This is a genomic window from Sinomonas sp. RB5 (assembly GCF_054063535.1).
In genome coordinates, this window is the sequence record NZ_JBSSGJ010000008.1 from 157,065 (window position 1) to 176,593 (window position 19,529).

Consider the following 19,529-nt stretch of genomic DNA (forward strand, 5'->3'; position numbering starts at 1 on the left):
CCGCCCATGCCGCCGTTCGATCTGGCCCGCATCGGCGCCGGCCTCCCGTTCGCCGGATCGCTCGCGGAGCTCGGCGCGGCCCTCGCGGACCCGGGGTCCGCGGCGGTCGTGCAGGCGCCCCCGGGCACCGGCAAGACCACCCTTGTGCCGCCGCTCGTGGCGAACCTCGCCTTCGCGGAGGCGCACGACGGCGGCGCCCCGCCGCGCGTCGTCGTCACCCAGCCGCGCCGGGTCGCCGTACGGGCCGCGGCGCACCGGCTCGCCGCGCTGGAGGGCGCCGGTGCGCACCGGATCGGGTACACCGTGCGGGGCGAGCGGACGGCTGGCGCGGATACCGTCGTCGAGTTCGTCACGCCCGGGGTGCTGGTGCGCCGCCTGCTCGCCGACCCGGGCCTGGACGGGGTCAGCGCCGTGGTCCTCGACGAGGTCCACGAGCGCGGGCTCGAGACGGACCTCCTGGTGGGGATGCTCGCCGAGGTCCGGCAGCTGCGCGGCGACCTCCGCCTCGTCGCCATGTCCGCCACCGTGGACGCACCGCGCTTCGCCAGGCTGCTGGGCGGGGACGATGGACCCGTGCCGGTGGTCGACTGCCCGTCCGCTCTGCACCCGCTCGAGGTGACGTGGGCGCCGTCGGACGCGCCCAGGCTGGACGAGCGCGGAGTGGCCCGCGCCTTCCTCGACCACGTGGCCGACACCGCGGCGGCCGAGCACGCGGCCGAGCTGGCCGCCGGCCGGGACGTCGATGCGCTCGTGTTCCTCCCCGGCGCACGGGAGGTCCGGCACGTCGCCGAGCGGCTGCGCGCGCGGGCGCGGGGAACCGAGGTCCTCGAGCTCCACGGCCAGGTCCCGGCCGCCGAGCAGGACCGCGCGGTGTCCGGCCGGGGCCCCGGGGACCGGCCGCGGATCGTGGTCTCGACCGCGCTGGCCGAGTCGTCGCTCACGGTTCCTGGGGTGCGGCTCGTCATCGACTCCGGGCTGGCCCGCGAACCTCGCCGGGACTCCTCCCGCGGGATGTCCGGCCTCGTGACCGTCTCGTGCTCCCGCGCCTCGGCACAGCAGCGGGCCGGGCGCGCCGCGCGCCAGGGGCCAGGCCGCGTGGTGCGCTGCTATGACGAGCGGGCCTACGCCGCGGCCCCCGCCCATTCGACCCCCGAGATCGCCTCCGCGGACCTGACCGAGGCAGCGCTCGTCCTCGCGTGCTGGGGAGCGCCCGGCGGCCGGGGCCTCGCGCTCCCGGACGCGCCTCCGCGCGCGGCCCTGGCCGACGCCCTCTCCGTGCTCGCGGCGATCGGCGCCGTGGACGACGCCGGCCAGGCCACAGCCCTCGGGCGCAGGCTCGCCCGCATCCCCGCCGACCCGCGGCTGGCCCGCGCGCTGCTGGAGGGGGCCGGGCTGGTCGGCGCGCGCGCCGCCGCCGAAGCGGTCGCGATGGCCGCCCGTGACCTGCGCCCACCCGGTGCGGACCTCGGACGCCTCCTGGGCGCCCTGCGGTCTGGCCGCGACCCGCAGTCCCGCGCCTGGGCCGAGGAGGTCAGGCGGTTCGAGCGGATCGCGCGGGAAGCCGGGGCCGGGTCCGCGCAGGGACATGACCCCTCAACGGAGGTGGGGGCCGTGATCGCCCTCGCCTTCCCCGGCTCGGTGGCCCGCCGGGTCCCCGGCGACCGGGAGGCCTATCTGCTCGCCTCCGGCACGCGGGCCGGGCTCCCCGCCGGCAGCTCCCTGTCCGGGCACGAATGGCTCGCCGTGGCCGACGCCGCGCGGGCGGCGGGCCGGGACGCGGCGGGGACGGGCGCCGTCGTGCGCGCCGCGGCCCTGATCACCCGCGAGCTCGCCGAGGCGGCCGCCGCGCACCTGCTGACCGACCGCGTCGAGGCCGGCTTCGAGAACGGGCGCGTCGCGGCGCGGCGTGAGCGGCGGCTCGGCGCCATCCAGCTCGCCTCGACCCCGGTGCGGCCCGCGCCCCAGGAGGGCCACGCCGCCGTGGTCCGGGCGCTCTCGGCGGACGGTCTCGGTGCCATCGGCTGGTCCGAGGGCGCGGACGCCCTGCGCCGCAGGCTCGCCCTCCTCCACCGCGAGCTCGGGGCGCCCTGGCCGGAGGTGTCGGAGGCCGCCCTGCTCGCCCGCCTCGAGGACTGGCTGGCCCCCGAGGTCGACGCGCTCGCCCAGGGCACCGCGGCGCGCGGGATCGACCTCGCCGAGCCCCTGAGGCGCCTCCTGCCCTGGCCCGAGGCGTCCCGGTTCGCCGAGCTCGCGCCGGAGCGGCTCGAGGTGCCCAGCGGGTCGCGGGTGCGGATCGAGTATCCGCCGGTCGAGGACGTCGCGGCGACGGACAGCACAGGGGGACCGGGCGCGCTCCCGATCGTGGCGGTCAAGCTCCAGGAATGCTTCGGCTGGGCCGAGACGCCCCGCCTCGTGGACGGGCGCGTGCCGGTGCTCTTCCACCTCCTCTCCCCGGCGGGGCGGCCGCTCGCCGTGACCGCAGACCTCGCCTCCTTCTGGTCGGGCCCCTACGCGCAGGTGCGCGCCGAGATGCGCGGCCGCTACCCCAAGCATCCCTGGCCCGAGGACCCGTGGACCGCGGTGGCGACGGCGAAGACGAAGAGGCGGCTCGCGGGGGACTGAGGCGTTGCCCGGCACCTCTGACAGTGCTCGGGCATATCGACGCTCGGGCATATCGACACAACTCAGGCGTTCTTGGGGCCGTTCCGGGCCTGTTCGTGGACCGAGTTGTGTCGAAATGCCCGCCACAGGCGGTGTCAAGGGTGCAGCGGCCAGCCACTACCCTTGATGGGTGGCCCACCTCGACCTCTCCGGCATCGACTACGTCCTCTCGGACGGCACCCCGCTCCTGAACGGAGTGGCCTTCAAGGTCCCGGAGGGCTCGAAGACGGCGCTCATCGGGCCGAACGGCACGGGCAAGACGACCCTGTTCAAGATCATCGCGGGCGACCTCACTCCCGATGAGGGCGTGGTGGGCCGGTCCGGCGCGATGGGCATCATGCGGCAGTTCATCGGCCAGGTGCGCGACGACTCGACCGTCCGGGACCTCCTGCTGGGAGCGGCACCGCCGGACGTCGCCGCCGCGGGCCGGGCGCTCGACGCCGCCGAGCTGGCCATGATGGAGGACGACGGCGAAGCCACCCAGATGGCCTACGCCCACGCGATCGCCGAGTGGGGCGACGCCGGCGGGTACGAGTGGGAGACCGTCTGGGACGAGGTCACGATGGCTGCGCTCGGGGTTCCGTACGAGCGCGCGCAGCACCGCGCGGCATCGACCCTCTCCGGGGGCGAGCAGAAGCGGCTCGTCCTCGAGGCGCTGTTCGCCGGCCCCGACGACCTCCTGCTCCTCGACGAGCCGGACAACTACCTCGACGTGCCCGGCAAGCGGTGGCTCGAGGACATGCTCAACTCCTCGCGCAAGACGGTGTTCTTCATCAGCCACGACCGCGAGCTGCTCAACAACGCCGCTGGGCGCATCGTCACCCTCGAACCAGGGATCAACGGCGCGAGTGCCTGGGTCCACGGCGGCGGGTTCGCCTCCTACGTCGAGGCCCGGGCCGAGCGGAACGCCCGGTTCGAAGAGCTGCGCAAGCGCTGGGACGAGGAGCACGCGAAGCTCAAGGAACTCGTGACCATGTACAAGACCAAGGCGGCGTTCCGGTCCGACATGGCCAACCGCTACCACGCCGCCCAGACCCGGCTCGAGAAGTTCCTCGCGGCCGGGCCGCCGGAGGCGCTGCCGGTCGAGCAGAACGTACGGATGCGCCTGCGCGGCGGCCGCACGGGCAAGCGCGCCGTGGTGGCGGAGAAGCTCGAGCTCACCGGCCTCATGAAGCCCTTCTCCGCCGAGATCTGGTTCGGGGACAGGGTCGCCGTGCTCGGCTCCAACGGCTCGGGCAAGAGCCACTTCCTGCGCCTGCTCGCGCTCGGCGGCACCGACCCCGAGCGCGAGCACCTGCCCGTCTCCGAGGTCGTGATCGCCCCTGTTGCGCACGAGGGGACGGTCAGGCTCGGGGCCCGAGTCCGCCCCGGGTACTTCGCCCAGACCCACTCCCGCCCGGATCTCGCGGGCCGGACCCTGCTCGAGATCCTCCACCGCGGCGACGAGCACCGCTCGGGCCTCGCGCGGGAGGCCGCCGCGGGTGCCCTCGACGGCTACGGGCTCGCGGGGCAGTCCGAGCAGAAGTACGAGTCCCTCTCGGGCGGCCAGCAGGCCCGGTTCCAGGTCCTGCTCCTGCAGCTCTCCGGGGCCACGCTGCTGCTCCTCGATGAGCCCACCGACAACCTCGACCTCCACTCGGGCGAGGCGCTCGAGCGGGCCATCGAGGCGTTCGAGGGCACGGTCCTGGCCGTGACGCACGACCGCTGGTTCGCCAAGTCGTTCGACCGGTTCCTCGTCTTCGGCTCCGACGGCACCGTGCGCGAGGCCTCCGAGCCCGTGTGGGACGAGGGGCGCGTCGAGCGGGCCCGGTAGGCCCGGTCCCGCACGGTGCCGGCGGCGCGGCACGTAGCATCGCCCCATGGACGCCCATTCCGCCGAGGCCCCGCCTGCCCTGACCGCCCGTGACGCCACCGCCGAGGACTGGCCGCGCATCCGCGACATCTACGCCGCGGGGATCGAGCCCGGCGACGCGACCTTCGAATCAGCACCCCCGCCCACCTGGGAGGCCTTTGCCGCGACGAAGGAGTTCGTGCTCGTGGCCTGCGAGTCGGGCGCTGGTTCACGGGTGCTCGGCTGGGCCGGTGCGGCCCGCGTGTCCGCCCGGGAGGTCTACCGCGGCGTCGTGGAGCACTCGCTCTACGTGGACCCCAGGGCCGGCGGACGCGGCGTGGGGACCTTCCTCATGGCGGCCCTCCTCGAGGAGTCCCGGAATCGCGCGATCTGGACCGTCCAGGCCACCGTGTTCCCCGAGAACGCCCCGAGCCTGGCGCTCCACCGGAAGTTCGGCTTCCGCGAGGTGGGTCGCCGGGAACGGATCGCGCTCATGGGCCACGGGCCCCTTGCGGGGACGTGGCGGGACACCGTGCTGCTCGAGCTGAGGCTCTGAGGCGCTCCTCGGCACTCCGGGACAGCTGCGCTCCTCGAAGCGGCAACCTCACGGATCCGTTCGGCGCCTCCGTGGCTACCGGCCCTATCCAACCCGGCGCGGCGGGGGGAGAATGGCAGGACTGGACGATCCCCTTCCGGACCGAATGAGGGCGACGACGTTCTCGCGGTCCCGTTGTGGATCGAGCTTGAAGGAGCCGGCCCTTGTCTTCGCAACCGTCCTCCGGTGCTGCGCGCCCGCAGGCCCGGCTGTTCATCTACGACCGTCACGACCTGGCCCGGGAGAGCCTCCGCGAGCTCTTCCAGGACGAGGGGTTCGAGGTCATCGGCACCGACGGGGACCCAGCCGCCGCGGCCGCGCGGATCCTGGATCTGCGGCCCGATGTGTGCGTGCTCGACGCCGGGATGCTCACGTGGGCGGGGGTGGACATCTGCCGCCTCGTCCGGGACGCTGACCCCGCGATCCAGTGTGTGCTCCTGGCCCCGTGGGACGCCCCCGAGCTCGGCCGCCGGGCCGCGGCGGCGGGAGCCAGCGCGCTCGTCCTGAAGAACATCCGCACCGCCGAACTCCTCGCCGCCGTGGCCGCGGCGGCGTCCTCGGGCCAGGACCGCGCCGCGGTGCCGGAGACGGCCGACGAGGGCCACTGATCCTCGGCTCAGCCTGTTGTGATGCGCCCCTGCGCTGCGGAGTGCGCGCCCGGCGCGGCCACGACGTAGGACTTTTGGCCCTCCAGCTGAGAGCCGCCGTCTCGGACCCTTGGAGGAGCCCTTCGAGGATGCGAAACGGAGACCGATGAAGAACGCCCCTGCTCGCCCCCCGCGCCACCATGACCGCCCCGCGGCCGGGCGCACCCACTCGCCCCGTCCTCTCGACGCAGCCGACGACCGGCCGCCCCGCGACCCGGTCCGCTTCCCGCAGCCGCCCCACGCAGCAGGAGCCCTCGATCCCCAGGCGGTGCGCCGCCAGGAGCAGATCCTGGACGAACTCCTGCGCGCGGGCCTCGACGCGGAACAGGCTCTGGCCCAGCTCCACCGGCTCGAGGCCGGCGACATCTGGAGCGGATAGGCGTACGCCCCGGCGCGCTCTGCCATGACCGGCCGACTGGGCCGTTGGACTCTGGCCCCGATCCGGGGTGCGAGACGACAGTGGATCCAGGGGGCTGGGGCATCGTGGACAAGCAGGTCGCGGGGGGAAACAGGCTTCATCTCGGGCTCGGCAGCCCTCGCCACACAGTGCCTTCCAGAGCGATCAGGAGGCGAGGGCAATGGCTGTCAGCTCTCACCAGAAGACCCCCGTTTCCCCGCGCGTGCGGGTGCGGTTGGCGGCCTGCGTGGCCGTGGCGGTGATCCTCGTCCTCGTGTGTGCCGGCGGCATCTTCGGGACCCTCGCCTATCCGCTCTCCCTGGCCTTCCTGGCGGCCTGGTCCCTGCGGGCGAACGAGTCCCGCAACGGCAGGCTCTGACCCGGCGTCCCGTCCGGGGCCGCAGCACGCGGCCGGCCGGTGCCAGCGCTGTCGGAGCCACCGCTTAGGCTGTCGGCGTGGGGAAATTCCGCGTGGTCTCTCTCGTCCTCGCCGCCGCCGTGATGGGCGCGGCGCTCACCTCGTGCGACGACGGCCGCCAGTCTGCGGCCAAGCAGGCCGCGGGCCAGCTCGCCTCGGCGCTCGCCGCCCGCGACGTCGGCGGCGTGCCGATGCAGGGCAAGGATCCGGCCGCCGCCCAGCAGCAGCTCGCCGCCGCCTTCAAGGGCCTCGGCGCGGTGAAGCCGGCCGTCACCGCGGGCGAGCCGAAAGTGGACGGCGACAAGGCCGGCGTCGTCCTCGCCTATGACTGGAAGCTCGCAGGGCAGGACTGGACGTACCAGACGACGGCGCAGCTCGCCCGGGACGGCGACCGCTGGCTCACGCAGTGGAAGGCTGATCTCCTCGCCCCCCAGCTCGGAGAGGCCGAGGTCGTCACCTTCGACACCACCGCGCCCGCCCGCGCCGACATCCTCGGTGCCGGGGACGCGAAGCTCGTGACTGAGCGGCCCGTGCTCCGCGTGGGAATCGACAAGTCCCAGCTCGCGGCGGACCGCCAGGCCGACTCCGCCGCCAAGCTCGCGGCCCTGGTCAAGATCGACCCCGGCGAGTTCGCCAAGCAGGTCAAGGCTGCCGGCGAGAAGGCCTTCGTGGAGGCCATCACGCTCCGTGACGAACCCGGGCGCACCCCCACCGACGACCAGATCGCCGCCGTCCCCGGCGCCATCACCGTCAAGGACAGCATGCCCCTGGCGCCGACGCGCACGTTCGCACGGCCGGTCCTCGGCGTGATCGGGCAGGCCACAGCGGAACAGGTGCAGGCCTCCGGCGGGACGATCCAGCCCGGTGAGACGGCTGGTGCGAGCGGTCTGCAGGCCCAGTACGACTCCCAGCTCCGCGGCCTGGACGGGGTCACCGTCCACGCCCAGCCCGCGGACCTCACGGCGGAGAAGCTCAAGGCTGACCCCGGGTCCCGGCGCACGCTGTTCACCAAGCAGCCGGTGCCCGGCACCCCCCTGAAGACCACCCTCGACCCCCGCCTCCAGCAGCTTGCGGAGGACGAGCTCGCCGGGATTGGGCCGGCCTCGGCGATCGTCGCGCTGCGTCCCTCCGACGGGGCGGTCCTCGCTGCCGCATCTGGTCCCGGCAGCAACGGGTACAACACCGCGATGCTCGGCCAGTACGCTCCGGGGTCGATCTTCAAGACCATCGACTCGCTCGCGCTCATCCGCCAGGGAGCCACCGCGGACCTGAAGGTGCAGTGCACCCCGACCCTCACCGTGGACGGCAAGACGTTCCAGAACGCCACCGGCTATCCCGCGTCCTCGCTCGGCGAGATCACCTTGCGCGATGCCTACGCCCACTCGTGCAACACCGCCTTCATCTCCCAGCGCGACAAGGTCTCGCAGGCGCAGCTCGAGTCCGCTGCGACCTCTCTCGGGGTGGCCGTCGACGCCCCCAGGCTCGGGGCGCCGGCCTTCCTCGGATCCGTCCCGGGCGACGCCGGCTCCACCGACCACGCTGCCTCGATGATCGGCCAGGGCAGGGTGCTCTTCTCCCCGCTTGCGGCGGCGATCATGGCGGGATCGGTCGCGAAGGGCTCGCCCGTCTCGGCGCAGCTCGTGCTCAACCCCCAGGCTGCCACCACGCAGGGCGGCCCGCCGTCCGCGGACGCGTCCGCCACCGCCGCAAGCGCCCCCGCAGGTGCCGGGAGCGGCTCGGCCAGCCCGGCGCCGTCGTCCGCGGGCACGACGGCGAGTCCCTCCTCCCAGCCCGGCCCCCCGCTCACGGGCGCCGAGGCGGCGGTGCTGAAGGACATGATGCGGGCCGTCGTCACGAGCGGGCATGCCGGATTCCTCGCGGACGTCCCCGGGGGTCCCGTGGGAGCGAAGACCGGCACGGCGGAGTTCGGCTCCGACACCCCGCCCAAGACCCATGCCTGGATCATCGGGACCCACGGCGACCTCGCGGTGGCGGTGTTCGTCGAGGAGGGCGGCCTGGGGGCGACGGTGTCCGGGCCGCTGCTGAAGAACTTCCTCGTCAAGGCCGGCTGAGCCGTCGTTTCGAGCCACCTCCGCGGGGTAACCGGTCGCAATGTTCACCCAGAACGCGGCCCCCGGCATCCACCGGCTCGAGCATGCCGCCACCAATCTGTACGTGGTCGACGAGGGCGGGAGCCTCCTCCTGGTGGACGCCGGATTCCCCTCGAGCGAGCGGCTGCTCGCCCAGGCGGTCCGGGAGCTCGGCAGGGGGCCGGAAGACATCCGGGCGCTGGTCCTGACCCACGGGCACTTCGACCACATCGGCTCCGCCACCCGCCTCAGGGCGAGGCTGGGCATCCCCGTGTACGCGCACGCCGCGGACCATGACATCGCGGCCCACCCCTACCGCTACCGGCATGAGCGGAGCGCGCTGCTGTACCCGGTCCGGTACCCGAAGTCCCTCCTGGCCTTCGGCCAGATGGCCGCCGCCGGGGCGTTCGCCGTGCCGGGCCTGCGCGACGTGCGGACCCTGGACCAGGACGCGCTGCGGGGGCTCCCGGGGAGCCCCACGCTCCTGCAGGTGCCCGGACACACCGCGGGTTCGGTCGCGCTGTGGTTCCCCCAACGGGATGCGGTGATCACCGGCGACGCGCTCGTGACCCTCGACCCCTATACGGGGGGCCGTGGCCCGCAGATCGTCGCCCAGGCCGCGACCGCAGACAGCGAGACGGCCCTGGCGTCCTTGGGCGAGCTCGCGTCCACGCGGGCCTCGATCCTCCTGCCGGGCCACGGGGAACCATGGATGCAGGGCGCCGAGGCTGCCGTCGCCCGAGCCCTCGAGGTCTCCCGCCATTGACGCATCCATGATCCATGCGCCACCGCAATCGTTGCGCATCGCGCACGCCGGGCCGATCATGGAGGTGTGGACAGGGGCAGCGCCGCCGCGGAAGGACGTGGGTGAGGAGGCAGCACGGTGACGGCCGAGAATATCGAGATGCGGCCCGGTGTAGCCCGCCAGCTGCAGGAGGCCCTGCTCCAGAGCGATGGCCTGCAGGCCTTCCTGGGTCAGCTGGCGGAGACCACGGCCGAACGTCTGGCTTCCAGGGGCGCCGACTGCTGCAGCGTGACCCTGCAGCGGTGCCGGCGGGGGGCCACCATCGCGTCCAGCCACCCGGAGGCGTCGCGGTGGGACGAGCTCCAGTACGCGGCCGACGACGGCCCCTGCCTCGAGGCCGCCCGGACCGGCGCGGCCGTCTGCAGCCCCGACCTGTGGTCCGAGCAACGCTGGCCGGTCTTTGTGTCCCAGATCAGGGGCCATGGCCCGCGGTCGCTCATGGCCGCCCCGATCCCGCTCGGGGTTGGGGCGCATGCCGCACTGACCTGCTACAGCATCCGGCGCGACGCCTTCGAGGCGACCGACAGGGAGGAGCTCTCCGCCGTTGCATCCGAGGCGTCGGTCGCCGTCCAGATCGCCCTGCGCCTGGCCGCGGAGAGCGAACTCTCCAGCGACCTCATGGCCGCCCTCGACTCGCGGACCGCGATCAACCTTGCCCTCGGCATCATCATGGGACAGTCCCGCTGCACGCAGCGGGAGGCGAAGGAAATCCTGGTCCAGGCGTCCAACCACCGGAACCGGAAGCTGAGGGAGGTCGCGCTCGAGGTCGTGTCCATCTACGACCCGGATATTCCGTCGGCCGGCTTCCAGTGCGCCTGAGCGCGTTCCGGCAGCGCCGAGGCTACTGGCCGGGGTCTTCCGAGAGCCGCCCGCTCTTGCCCTGGAGCCTGTCGATGTGCCGCGAGGCCTCCGCCTTGGTGAGATCGGCGGGAAGCTCCTCCCCGGCCTCCCTCGCGAGCGTGTCGAGATAGCTGCGCTGGGCGGCAGTCATCGGCTCGTCGCCGGTCACCCAGTCGCCTGGGTCGCGGTCGAGTCCGCCCTGTGGCTCGGGTTCGGGGCTGCCGAGGGTCTCGGTGTCGTCACTCATACGGACTCCTGTGCCCGCGCGGGCAGGCGGCCAAACCGTCCGCGCGAGGCTCCCGGTCCGAGCCGCCGATCCGCGGGCGCCCCGCCGCGGCGCGCGCAGCCCGCCACCCCGGGGTGATTGAGTAGGCCCATGCGATCGACGGATTCGGGGCCATTGGTGGGCGCCGCATGAGCACCCGCACGGACTCGGCCGGCACGGTCCGCGGGGCCGCCATTGCCATCTTCGTCATCTTCGGGACCAACGGTTTCATCTTCGCCTCCTGGGCAGCCCGCATTCCGTCCGTGACGCAGACGCTGGGGCTGAGCACCGGCGAGATGGGCGCGGTCCTGCTCGTCGGCGCCCTCGGCTCCCTCGTGTCGCTGCCGCTGACCGGATCGATCGTGGACCGGATCGGGCTCAAGGCCACCATCCGGTTCGGCGGATCCTTGGCCATCACCGCCGCAGCCGTCATCGCCGTCGGCCTGCTCGCCCACTTGGTGTGGGTCGTCACCGCGGGCATGGTCCTCTTCGGCAGCGGCATCGCCTTCTGGGACGTCGCCCAGAACATCGGCGGCGCGGACGTCGAGCACCGTCTCGGCCGCACCGTCATGCCCCAGTTCCACGCGGCGTTCAGCGGGGGAGCCGTCCTCGGCGCGCTCCTCGGGGCGGCGCTGAGCGCCGCCCGGATCGACCTCGCGCTGCACCTGTTCGCGATCGTCGTGGTCGTCGCGGCGATCATCGTCCTCGTCCCGCGGTACTTCCTCGCGCACGACGCCGACGGGTCGCCGCACGAGGGAACCGCACCGCCCGAGGGTGCCGCGCCGAAGGGCAGCGTGCTCGACGCCTGGCGCCACCCCCGCACCGTGCTCATCGGCGTGGTGGTCCTGGGCGCCACGCTCACCGAGGGTGCGGGGAACGACTGGATCTCCAAGGGCGTGGTGGACGGCCTGGGTGCCAGCGAGGCCGCCGGCGCGGCCCTCTTCGCGGTGTTCGTGGGCGCCATGACGGTGGCCCGCTGGTTCGGGGGCCGGATCATCGACGGGATCGGCCGGGTGGCCGCCCTCCGCCTCAGCATGCTTTCGGCGCTCGTCGGGCTGACCACATATGCCTTGGCAAGCACCTATCTTCTCTCCGCTGTCGGGGCCGTGTTCTGGGGGCTCGGCGCGGCGCTCGCCTTCCCCATGGGCATGTCCGCGGCAGCCGACGATCCCCGACGGGCGGCCGCCCGGGTCTCGGTCGTCTCGACCATCGGCTACATCGCCTTCCTGGCGGGGCCGCCGTTCCTCGGCTTCCTCGGCGACCATCTCGGACTGCGGCATGCGCTGCTCGCGATCCTCGTGCCCATCCTGGTGGCCCTGGCCCTGGCCGGCGTGACCCGGAAGGAAGGCCCAGCACATGGCGCGGCGCAGTAGGCTGGCCGCCATGATGCGACCCCGCAGGCTCCGCGACCTCCGTCCCCCCGGCCTGCCCTTCCATGCCGTCCAGCGCATGGACACCGCCCTGGTCGACCGGGTCGCCCGGCTTCCGCGCGGCCCCTGGGACCCGGCGTTCTCCTGGCTGACCCGGGCCGCCACGCACTCGAAGCTGTGGATCGCCGTCGCCGCGGGCCTGGCCCTGAAGAAGGGGCCGTCCCGGCGGGCCGCCGCGCACGGCCTGATGGCCGTGGCGCTCGCCTCCGCGAGCGTGAACATCGTCGCCAAGCGCCTCCTGCCCCGCGCCAGGCCCCACTCCGCGGCCCTGCCGGTGCACCGCTTCCTCAGCCCCCAGCCCACGAGCTCGTCCCTGCCGAGCGGCCATTCGGCCTCCGCCTTCGCCTTCGCCACCGGGGTCGGACTGCTGAGCCCGCCGCTCGGCGCCGCGCTCGTCCCGCTGGCCGCCGGCGTGGCCTACTCGCGCGTCCACACGGGCGCGCACTGGCCCAGCGACGTCGTCCTCGGCTCCGCCTGCGGCGTCGGCGCCGCGTTCGTGACGCGCACCTGGTGGGCCCGCCTCGAGACCGCGCCGCCAGCCCGGACGACCCCCGTCCCCGCCCCCGCCCTCGAGCGGGGGGAGGGACTCGCCGTCGTCCTCAATCCGGCCAGCGGTCCGGCCGGGACTGACTCCGCGGCGAGGGTGCGGGAGCTCTTCCCCTCCGCGATGGTCAAGGAGGTGGGGGAGGACGACGACGCGGCCGAGGTCGCGCGGACCCTTGCCGCGACGTCCGGCGTTCGCGCCCTCGGCGTCTGGGGCGGCGACGGCACGGTGGGCGCGGTGGCCGGAGTGTGTGCAGACCTCCGCATGCCCCTCGCGGTGCTGCCGGGCGGGACCTTCAACCACTTCGCCCGCGACCTCGGAGCGCTCGAGGGCGCGGACGTCGCCGACGCCGTGGCCGCCGGGACGGCGCTCGTGTGCGACCTCGGCCGCGTGCGGGCCGAGCGCGGGGATCCCGAGGCACCCGAGGAGGTCCGCGTCGTCATGCTCAACACGGCGAGCGTGGGGGTGTACCCCAACCTCGTCCGGCGGCGGGACCATCTCCGCCGCCGCCTCCCTTGGCTCCCCAAGCGCGCGGCCGGCACGCTCGCGGCCCTGCGGACCTTCGGCGCCTCGACCCCCACCTGGCTCGAGATCGACGGCGTCCGCCGCAAGGTGTGGACCCTCTACATCGGCCGCGGCCGCTACTGGCCCCGCGACATCGCGCCGCTCGAGCGCCCCATCCTGGACGACGGCGTCCTCGACCTCCGTGCCGCCAGCGCCCGGCCCCGCTTCGCCCGGCTCCGGCTCCTGACGGCCCTGGTCACGGGCACCGCCGAGCGGAGCCCGGCCCTGCACGAGTGGGATGCCGAGGAGGTCGAACTCGCGGCCCTCGGGCGGCCGCTGGTCCTTGCGGTGGACGGCGAGGTGGTCCCCGGAGTCCGGCGCGCCACCGTCCGGGTGGAGCGGGGTGCCCTCACGGTGTACTCGCCGCGGGCCGCCGGCTGACCGTTCCTCGGAGGACCTAGGGGGCCGACGGAGCCGGCGCCGGTGCGGTCCCCGTGCTCTGGGATGCGCGGTTGCGGCCGCCGAAGCCGCCGTTGCCGCCTCCCGCACCGTTCTGTGAGCTGATCTGGAACTGGCCCCGGCCTGTCAGGCCGGTGCGGGCATCCACGGACTTCTGCAGCGCCGCCCCGCCGAGGCCGCCCGCGAGCACGAGGCACAGGCACACCAGGACCTTGGTGAGCCTTCCGGCGCGCCATCGGGGCGCCGGGACGAACGGTTCGTCGAAGGCCTCGTCCGCGTCGTCGGAGGGGAGGAGCTCCTCTTCGCGCGCCGGCAGGGGGCTGCCCCACGGGGCCGGAACGGACGCCTGCGGAAGGGTGAACGCCTCGGTTGCTTCCGCGGACGCGCCGACGGCCATGCGCTCGGTGGGAACAGTGGATTCTGGCGTGTGCTCGTTCATGGGGGCTCTATTCGTAGCGGAGGGCGTCGATGGGACGGAGCTTGGCGGCCTTATTGGCCGGATAGATGCCGAACACGAGTCCGATCCCTGCGGACACGGCAACGCTCAGCCACACGGTCCACCACTGGACCTCCGGCTGGATGCCGAAGAACTGGAAGCCGGAGGCGCCGAACCCGAGGAGGATGCCCGCGATGCCGCCGAGGACCGAGATGATGAGTGATTCGACGAGGAACTGCAGCACGATGTTGCCCCGCGTGGCGCCGATGGCCTTGCGGATTCCGATTTCCCGGGTCCGCTCCGTCACGGTGACGAGCATGATGTTCATGACCCCGATCCCGCCGACGAGGAGGCTGATCCCGGCGACCGCGCTGAGGAGGATCGTCAGGGTCTGGGTGGTGGAGGTGGCGGTCGAGAGCACCTGGGCCTGGTTCCGCACCTGGTAGTCGCGGGTGTCCGGCGTCACCTGGTGCCGGGCATCGAGGATCTGCTGCATCTCGTTCTGCGCCTGCGTCATGACGTCGGCGCTCTTGGCCTGCACGGCGATGGAGGAGAGGCTCTGGGTGTAGCCGGTGAAGGCGCCCTGCGCCGTGTCGATCGGGACCATGGCCACGTCGTCGGGGTCGTTGAGCCCGCTCGTGCCCTTGGCGGCGAGGACGCCGACCACCGTGAAGTTGCGGCTGTTGAGCGAGACGGTCTGCCCGACGAGGGTGGACACGTCCTGGGCCAGGTCGACGGCCACACTGTTGCCCAGCACGACGACGGGCTGGCCGGCGTCGGCGTCGTCGAGCACCCGCCCGGCCGCGGCGCTGAACGCCGTGATGCCGAAGTACGACGGCGTGGTCCCGAGCGTCGAGGCGATCGAGTGCGTCGAGGAGCCCAGCGCCGCGGTGACGGACTGCGCCTGCACCACCGGGGCTGTCGTCGCGATGTCCGGGGCGAGGACCGGGTCGTCGAGGGACTGCTGGTCGGCGAGGGTGAGGAAGGTGGACCGGGTGCGGGTCGCGGTCGCGCTCCCGCCGGTGGCCCGTCCGCCCGTCGCGACGGCGCGGTTCACGGTGAGCACGTTGGTGCCCAGGCGCCCGATCTGCTCCTTGATCATGTTCGACGTCCCGGCCCCGACGGCGAGGAGCGTGATGACGGCGCTGATGCCGATCACGATTCCCAGCGTGGTGAGCACGGAGCGCATCTTGTTCGCCGCGATCCCTGAGAGGGCGAAGCGCACGGACTCGGCGATCACGCGCTGCCTCCCGACGGTGCAGAGTCCTCGACGATGCGTCCGTCCTGCATCCGCACCACCCGCTGGGCGCGGGCGGCGACTTCCGGTTCGTGGGTGATCATGACGATCGTCCGGCCGCGGGCGTGCAGGGCGTCGAAGAGATCGAGGATCTCGTGCGAGGACCTGGTGTCGAGCGCCCCGGTCGGCTCGTCCGCGAGGAGGAGCACCGGCTCGCCGACGAGGGCGCGGGCGATCGCGACGCGCTGCTGCTGGCCGCCGGAGAGCTGCGAGGGCAGGTGGCCCGCGCGGGCGGAGAGGCCGACGGCGTCGAGGGCCTCGAGCGCGAGGGCGTGCCGCTCGCGCCGGCCCACCTTCCGATACGCCAGGGGCATCGCCACGTTGTCGACGGCCCGCGTGCGGGGGATGAGGTTGAAGCTCTGGAAGACGAACCCGATCTTGCGGTTGCGGATCTGGGCGAGCTGGAACTCGTCGAGCTCGCCGGTCGCGATCCCGTCCATGAGGTACTTCCCGCCCGTCGGCGCGTCCAGGCACCCGATGATGTTCATCATGGTCGACTTGCCCGACCCGGACGCGCCCACGATCGCCACGAACTCGCCGCGGCCGATGCTCAGGCCCACGCCGTCCAGCGCCCGGACCTCGGCCTCGCCCTGGCCGTAGACCTTGCTGACGTCCTCGAGGGCGATCACGGGCCGCGACCGGTGTGCGGCCGCACGTGCCGCCGGCCGTGCGTACTCGAGCTCTCTCATGCCCGGATCAGCGGCCGGTGCCGGAGTTGCTGCCGCCACTCGTGCCTCCTCGCGCCCCGCCGCCGCCGTTGCCCCCGGCGCCGCCGCCGAAGCCCCCGCCGAAGAGGCCCCGCGGGTTCTGGGTCGAGGTGTCCGTGGTGCCGGTCACGCTGGGGAGCACGATCTGGTCCCCCTCGCCCAGGCCCGTGAGGATCTGGGTGCGGCCGTTCGCCGTCACGCCGGTGGTCACGGCCACCGGGACGTCCGCGCCGTTGCGCTGCACGGTCACCGTCTGGCGCGTCCCCGCAGTCGTGATCGCGAGGGTCGGCACCACGAGCGCGTTGTCGGCCGACGCCGTCGTGACCGCCACCGTGGCGCTCTCGCCGAGGCGCACGGCCGCGGGCGGGTTCGCGATCGAGACGGTCACGGCATAGGTGACGACGCCGTTGGTAGTCGTGGACGTCGCCGCGATCGAGGTGACGGTCCCCGTCACCGGCGGGGCGCCGGCGTCGGCCTTCAGGGCCGGGAAGGTGAGGGTCGCGGCCTGGCCCGCCTTCATAGCCGCGACGTCCGACTCGGAGAAGGCCGCCGTGACTTGAAGGTGGCCGGCGTCCGTGAGGGTCACGAGGCCGGCCGCCGATCCGGACCCGGCAGCGCCGGACGACGACGAGCCGGAGCTTCCGGTGGAGGCCGCAGACCCCGCCCCGGAGGCGCTCGAACCGCCCGAGGAGCCGCCGGCCGCGTTCGCGCCCACGATCGCGCCGATGGCGGTCACCGTGCCGTTCGAGGGGGCCTTGACCACGCAGTCCGCGAGGTTGCCCTGGGCGGTCTTGAGCGCGATCTGGGCGCTCGTGACGTTCGCGGGCGCCGCATTGGCCTGGGCGTTCTGCGCTGAGCTGAGCGAGACGCCCGCCGTGGCGACCTGCTGCTGGTCCTTGAGGGTCGAGGAGGCCTGCTGGTTCTGGGCCTGGCTGAGGGACTGCTGGTCCTTGGCCAGCTGCGCCTGCGCCGCGGTCAGTGCATTGGCTGCGGGCGTGCTGCTCGGGCTCGCCGATGCCGTGGCCTGGTCCTGCGTGAGCGTGGTCTGGTCCGTGTCGACCTGCTTCTGGGCGGCCGCCACGGAGGCCGCCAGCTGCTGCACGTCGAGCGTCTGGGTCTGCTGGGCGCTGGTCAGCTGCTGGCGCGCCTGGGCCACCGAGTTCGCCGCGCTGGCTGCCTGCTGGCCGGTCTGCGCCGAGGCCGCGTCGAGCTGCGCCTGGGCGGAGTCGACGGCGTTCTGCGCGTTGGTCGGGTCGATGTCCACCAGCTCGTCACCGGCCTTGACGGCCTGGCCGACGGCAACCTTGACGGCCGTGACGGCGCCCGAGCAGTTGCCGGTCCCCACCGTGGTGGTCGCGGCCGACGAGACATTCCCCGAGGCCGTGGCTGTCTGCTGGAGCGAGGCGCGCGCTACGGAAACGGTGCGGCTGCTGACGCTGCTGGCGGGGCGTGCCGTCGCGGCGACGGTCGCCCAGATCCCTCCGCTCAGGAGGAGGGCAGCCGCCCCGAGGGCGCTGTTGATCACGAGGGTGCGACGGTTCACGGGTGAAACCTAGGGGGGAAGTCTATGTCTGGGCTGTGGTCGGGCCGAGCATGGGCTGTGGCAGGTGTGGGTGTGTCCTGCACGTCCTCCTGGGGTCCTCCGCCCAGACTCATCCTTGAGGAGGAGCCCCGCCCACGGGGGACGCGCGAGTTCATCCCCGCGGTCGTCGCGCCCGCCCGGGTGGCCGCCCTAGCGTGGAACCATGCGAACACGAAGGGGAATGTCATGATCCAGGCGCAAGACCTGGCCAAGGTCTACGGCGACAAGACGGCCGTGGACGGGGTCACCTTCACCGTCCAACCGGGCCGCGTCACCGGCTTCCTCGGCCCCAACGGTGCCGGCAAGTCCACCACGATGCGCATGATCATGGGGCTCGACGCGCCCACCCGCGGCACCGTGACCGTCAACGGCGAGCCATACGTCAGGCACCGGGCGCCGCTGCGGGAGATCGGCGCCCTCCTCGAGGCGCGCGCCGTGCACCCCGGCCGCACCGCCTACACGCACCTGCGCGCCCTCGCCGCCACCCACCGCATCCCCGTCTCGCGCGTCAGCGAGGTCATCGAGATGACCGGCCTCGGCGCCGTGGCACGGAAGAAGGTCAAGGGCTTCTCCCTCGGCATGGGGCAGCGGCTCGGCATCGCCGCGGCCCTGCTCGGCGACCCGCAGGTCGTGGTGCTCGACGAGCCCGTCAACGGCCTGGACCCTGAGGGCGTCCTGTGGGTCCGCAACCTCGTCAAGTACCTCGCCTCCGAGGGGCGCACCGTCTTCCTCTCGAGCCACCTCATGAGCGAGATGTCCCAGACCGCGGACCACCTCATTGTGATCGGCCGCGGCAAGATTATCGCGGACGCACCGATCCAGGACATCCTCAACGGCGAGGGCCGAGCACGGACCCGGGTCCGCACGGACAGCCCCGAGCAGCTCGCCGCGCTCCTGGCCCGTGACGGGGTGAGCATCCAGACCCAGGAGCGCGAGCTCCTCGAGGTCTCCGGCCTCGGGCCGCGCGAGATCGCCCAGGACGCCCTCGGCGCCGGCATCCTCGTCTACGAGCTCACGCCGCTGCAGGCGAGCCTCGAGGAGGCCTACCTCGAGCTCACCAAGGACGACGTCGAGTACCGCTCCGACCGTCCCGATGCCGGCCACGCGCCCAGCCTGCCCACCGCGGGCACCCCCGCCCAGACCCAGGAGGCGCACCGATGAGCACCGCAGCCCAGCATGCCCGCCGCTCCGCGGCACCGGCCCTCGCCGGCCCGACCTTCCTCCGCGTCCTGGCCTCCGAGCGGATCAAGCTCCTCTCGCTCCTGTCGACCCGGATCCTCCTGGTCTGCGCCGTCGCGCTCATGATGGGCTTCGCGGCGCTCCAGGCGTGGGGCTTCGGCCAGGTCTCCCAGGCCCAGCACAGCGGCACCGTGACCAATCCGCGCGAGGCCATCAACGTCACCGCCCTGCTCCCGCACCTTCCGGATGCAGGCGTGACCTTCTCGCAGCTCATCGTCGGCTCGCTCGCCGTGCTCCTGATCAGCGCGGAGTTCACCTCCGGCATGTCGCGGGCGACGTTCGCCGCGGTCCCCAAGCGCTGGCCCGTGCTCGCCGCGAAGGCGGTCTACGCCGTCGTGGTCGGGTTCGCGGTGACCTACGCGGGCGCCTACCTCGGCGGCCTCGTGGCCCAGCCGATCCTCGGCAACTACAGCCTGAGCCTCGACATGGCGAGCTGGGACGTCCAGCGGATCATGCTCCTCAGCGCGGCCTACGTGTCCGCGGTGGCCCTCATGGGGCTCTCCCTCGGCGCACTCCTGCGCAACTCCGCCGGGGCGATCGTCACGCTTGTGGCCGTGCTGTTCGTGCTCCCGATCATCTTCCAGCTCATTCCGAACGACTTCTTCAAGGAGGCACGCAAGTACCTCCCCACCAACGCGTTCCAGTCCATGCTCGAGGCAGGGTCCAGCCAGCCCCTGGACTCCTCGCTCCTCGAGCCGTGGCAGGGCACGCTGGTCATCGCCGCCTACGTGGTGGTGCTCCTCTTCGCCGCCTTCACCACGCTCAAGCAGCGGGACGTGTAG

Annotated in this window: 18 protein-coding genes; 13 read left to right on the top strand and 5 right to left on the bottom strand. The window is 73.3% G+C overall.

The window, feature by feature from the left end:
• Positions 1–6: 6 nt before the first annotated feature.
• The 9 genes from hrpB to ACVWWH_RS11455 all read left to right on the top strand — a co-directional run bounded on the left by hrpB (position 7) and on the right by ACVWWH_RS11455 (position 10,263).
• Positions 7–2,622, top strand: coding sequence for an ATP-dependent helicase HrpB (gene hrpB / locus ACVWWH_RS11415; RefSeq protein ID WP_457316656.1), 2,616 nt, complete (start codon positions 7–9; stop codon positions 2,620–2,622).
• Between the two features lie 169 nt (positions 2,623–2,791).
• Positions 2,792–4,474: an ABC-F family ATP-binding cassette domain-containing protein gene (locus ACVWWH_RS11420; RefSeq protein WP_457316657.1), complete on the top strand. Its 1,683-nt coding sequence runs from the start codon at positions 2,792–2,794 to the stop codon at positions 4,472–4,474.
• Between the two features lie 46 nt (positions 4,475–4,520).
• A complete protein-coding gene (locus ACVWWH_RS11425; RefSeq protein ID WP_457316658.1) occupies positions 4,521–5,048 on the top strand; it encodes an N-acetyltransferase family protein in 528 nt (175 codons plus the stop codon).
• A gap of 203 nt (positions 5,049–5,251) precedes the next feature.
• Positions 5,252–5,695: a response regulator gene (locus ACVWWH_RS11430; protein WP_066501711.1), complete on the top strand. Its 444-nt coding sequence runs from the start codon at positions 5,252–5,254 to the stop codon at positions 5,693–5,695.
• A 145-nt stretch (positions 5,696–5,840) separates the two neighbouring features.
• Positions 5,841–6,113, top strand: coding sequence for a hypothetical protein (locus tag ACVWWH_RS11435; protein WP_066501707.1), 273 nt, complete (start codon positions 5,841–5,843; stop codon positions 6,111–6,113).
• Between the two features lie 199 nt (positions 6,114–6,312).
• The gene (locus ACVWWH_RS11440; protein ID WP_141305485.1) at positions 6,313–6,510 is read left to right on the top strand and encodes a hypothetical protein; all 198 of its coding nucleotides are present in this window, start codon (positions 6,313–6,315) and stop codon (positions 6,508–6,510) included.
• A gap of 77 nt (positions 6,511–6,587) precedes the next feature.
• A complete protein-coding gene (locus tag ACVWWH_RS11445; protein WP_457316659.1) occupies positions 6,588–8,621 on the top strand; it encodes a penicillin-binding transpeptidase domain-containing protein in 2,034 nt (677 codons plus the stop codon).
• 40 nt (positions 8,622–8,661) lie between these two features.
• Entirely contained in the window at positions 8,662–9,405 is a 744-nt protein-coding gene (locus ACVWWH_RS11450; protein WP_457316660.1) for an MBL fold metallo-hydrolase, read from the top strand.
• Between the two features lie 117 nt (positions 9,406–9,522).
• Positions 9,523–10,263 (top strand): GAF and ANTAR domain-containing protein, encoded by a 741-nt coding sequence (locus ACVWWH_RS11455; RefSeq protein WP_457316661.1) that lies wholly within the window; start codon positions 9,523–9,525, stop codon positions 10,261–10,263.
• 22 nt (positions 10,264–10,285) lie between these two features.
• Here the strand turns inward: ACVWWH_RS11455 and ACVWWH_RS11460 are convergent, their stop codons facing one another.
• Positions 10,286–10,531 carry a DUF3072 domain-containing protein gene (locus ACVWWH_RS11460; RefSeq protein WP_066501697.1) on the bottom strand — a complete coding sequence of 82 codons (246 nt, stop codon included), beginning with the start codon at positions 10,529–10,531 and terminating at the stop codon, positions 10,286–10,288.
• Between the two features lie 167 nt (positions 10,532–10,698).
• On the opposite strand from ACVWWH_RS11460, the gene ACVWWH_RS11465 reads away from it, so the two are divergent.
• Both ACVWWH_RS11465 and ACVWWH_RS11470 read left to right on the top strand, forming a co-directional pair.
• Positions 10,699–11,922: an MFS transporter gene (locus ACVWWH_RS11465; protein WP_457316662.1), complete on the top strand. Its 1,224-nt coding sequence runs from the start codon at positions 10,699–10,701 to the stop codon at positions 11,920–11,922.
• A gap of 10 nt (positions 11,923–11,932) precedes the next feature.
• A complete protein-coding gene (locus tag ACVWWH_RS11470; RefSeq protein ID WP_457316663.1) occupies positions 11,933–13,468 on the top strand; it encodes a phosphatase PAP2 family protein in 1,536 nt (511 codons plus the stop codon).
• Between the two features lie 16 nt (positions 13,469–13,484).
• On the opposite strand, the gene ACVWWH_RS11475 is transcribed toward ACVWWH_RS11470, so the two are convergent.
• Genes ACVWWH_RS11475 through ACVWWH_RS11490 form a run of 4 tightly spaced genes read right to left on the bottom strand, consistent with a single transcriptional unit; the run spans position 13,485 to position 17,469 of the window.
• Positions 13,485–13,925, bottom strand: coding sequence for a hypothetical protein (locus tag ACVWWH_RS11475; RefSeq protein ID WP_457316664.1), 441 nt, complete (start codon positions 13,923–13,925; stop codon positions 13,485–13,487).
• Between the two features lie 7 nt (positions 13,926–13,932).
• Positions 13,933–15,162 carry an ABC transporter permease gene (locus tag ACVWWH_RS11480; RefSeq protein WP_229710849.1) on the bottom strand — a complete coding sequence of 410 codons (1,230 nt, stop codon included), beginning with the start codon at positions 15,160–15,162 and terminating at the stop codon, positions 13,933–13,935.
• A complete protein-coding gene (locus tag ACVWWH_RS11485; protein ID WP_066502975.1) occupies positions 15,159–15,908 on the bottom strand; it encodes an ABC transporter ATP-binding protein in 750 nt (249 codons plus the stop codon). The genes ACVWWH_RS11480 and ACVWWH_RS11485 overlap by 4 nt, the downstream gene beginning before the upstream one ends.
• Positions 15,909–15,915: 7 nt before the next feature.
• Positions 15,916–17,469 carry an efflux RND transporter periplasmic adaptor subunit gene (locus ACVWWH_RS11490; RefSeq protein ID WP_457316665.1) on the bottom strand — a complete coding sequence of 518 codons (1,554 nt, stop codon included), beginning with the start codon at positions 17,467–17,469 and terminating at the stop codon, positions 15,916–15,918.
• A 225-nt stretch (positions 17,470–17,694) separates the two neighbouring features.
• Here ACVWWH_RS11490 and ACVWWH_RS11495 point away from each other — a divergent pair, with 225 nt between their 5' ends.
• Both ACVWWH_RS11495 and ACVWWH_RS11500 read left to right on the top strand, forming a co-directional pair.
• Positions 17,695–18,669, top strand: a complete 975-nt coding sequence (locus ACVWWH_RS11495; protein WP_457316666.1) for an ABC transporter ATP-binding protein — start codon at positions 17,695–17,697, stop codon at positions 18,667–18,669.
• Positions 18,666–19,529, top strand: a complete 864-nt coding sequence (locus tag ACVWWH_RS11500; protein ID WP_457316667.1) for an ABC transporter permease — start codon at positions 18,666–18,668, stop codon at positions 19,527–19,529. The genes ACVWWH_RS11495 and ACVWWH_RS11500 overlap by 4 nt, the downstream gene beginning before the upstream one ends.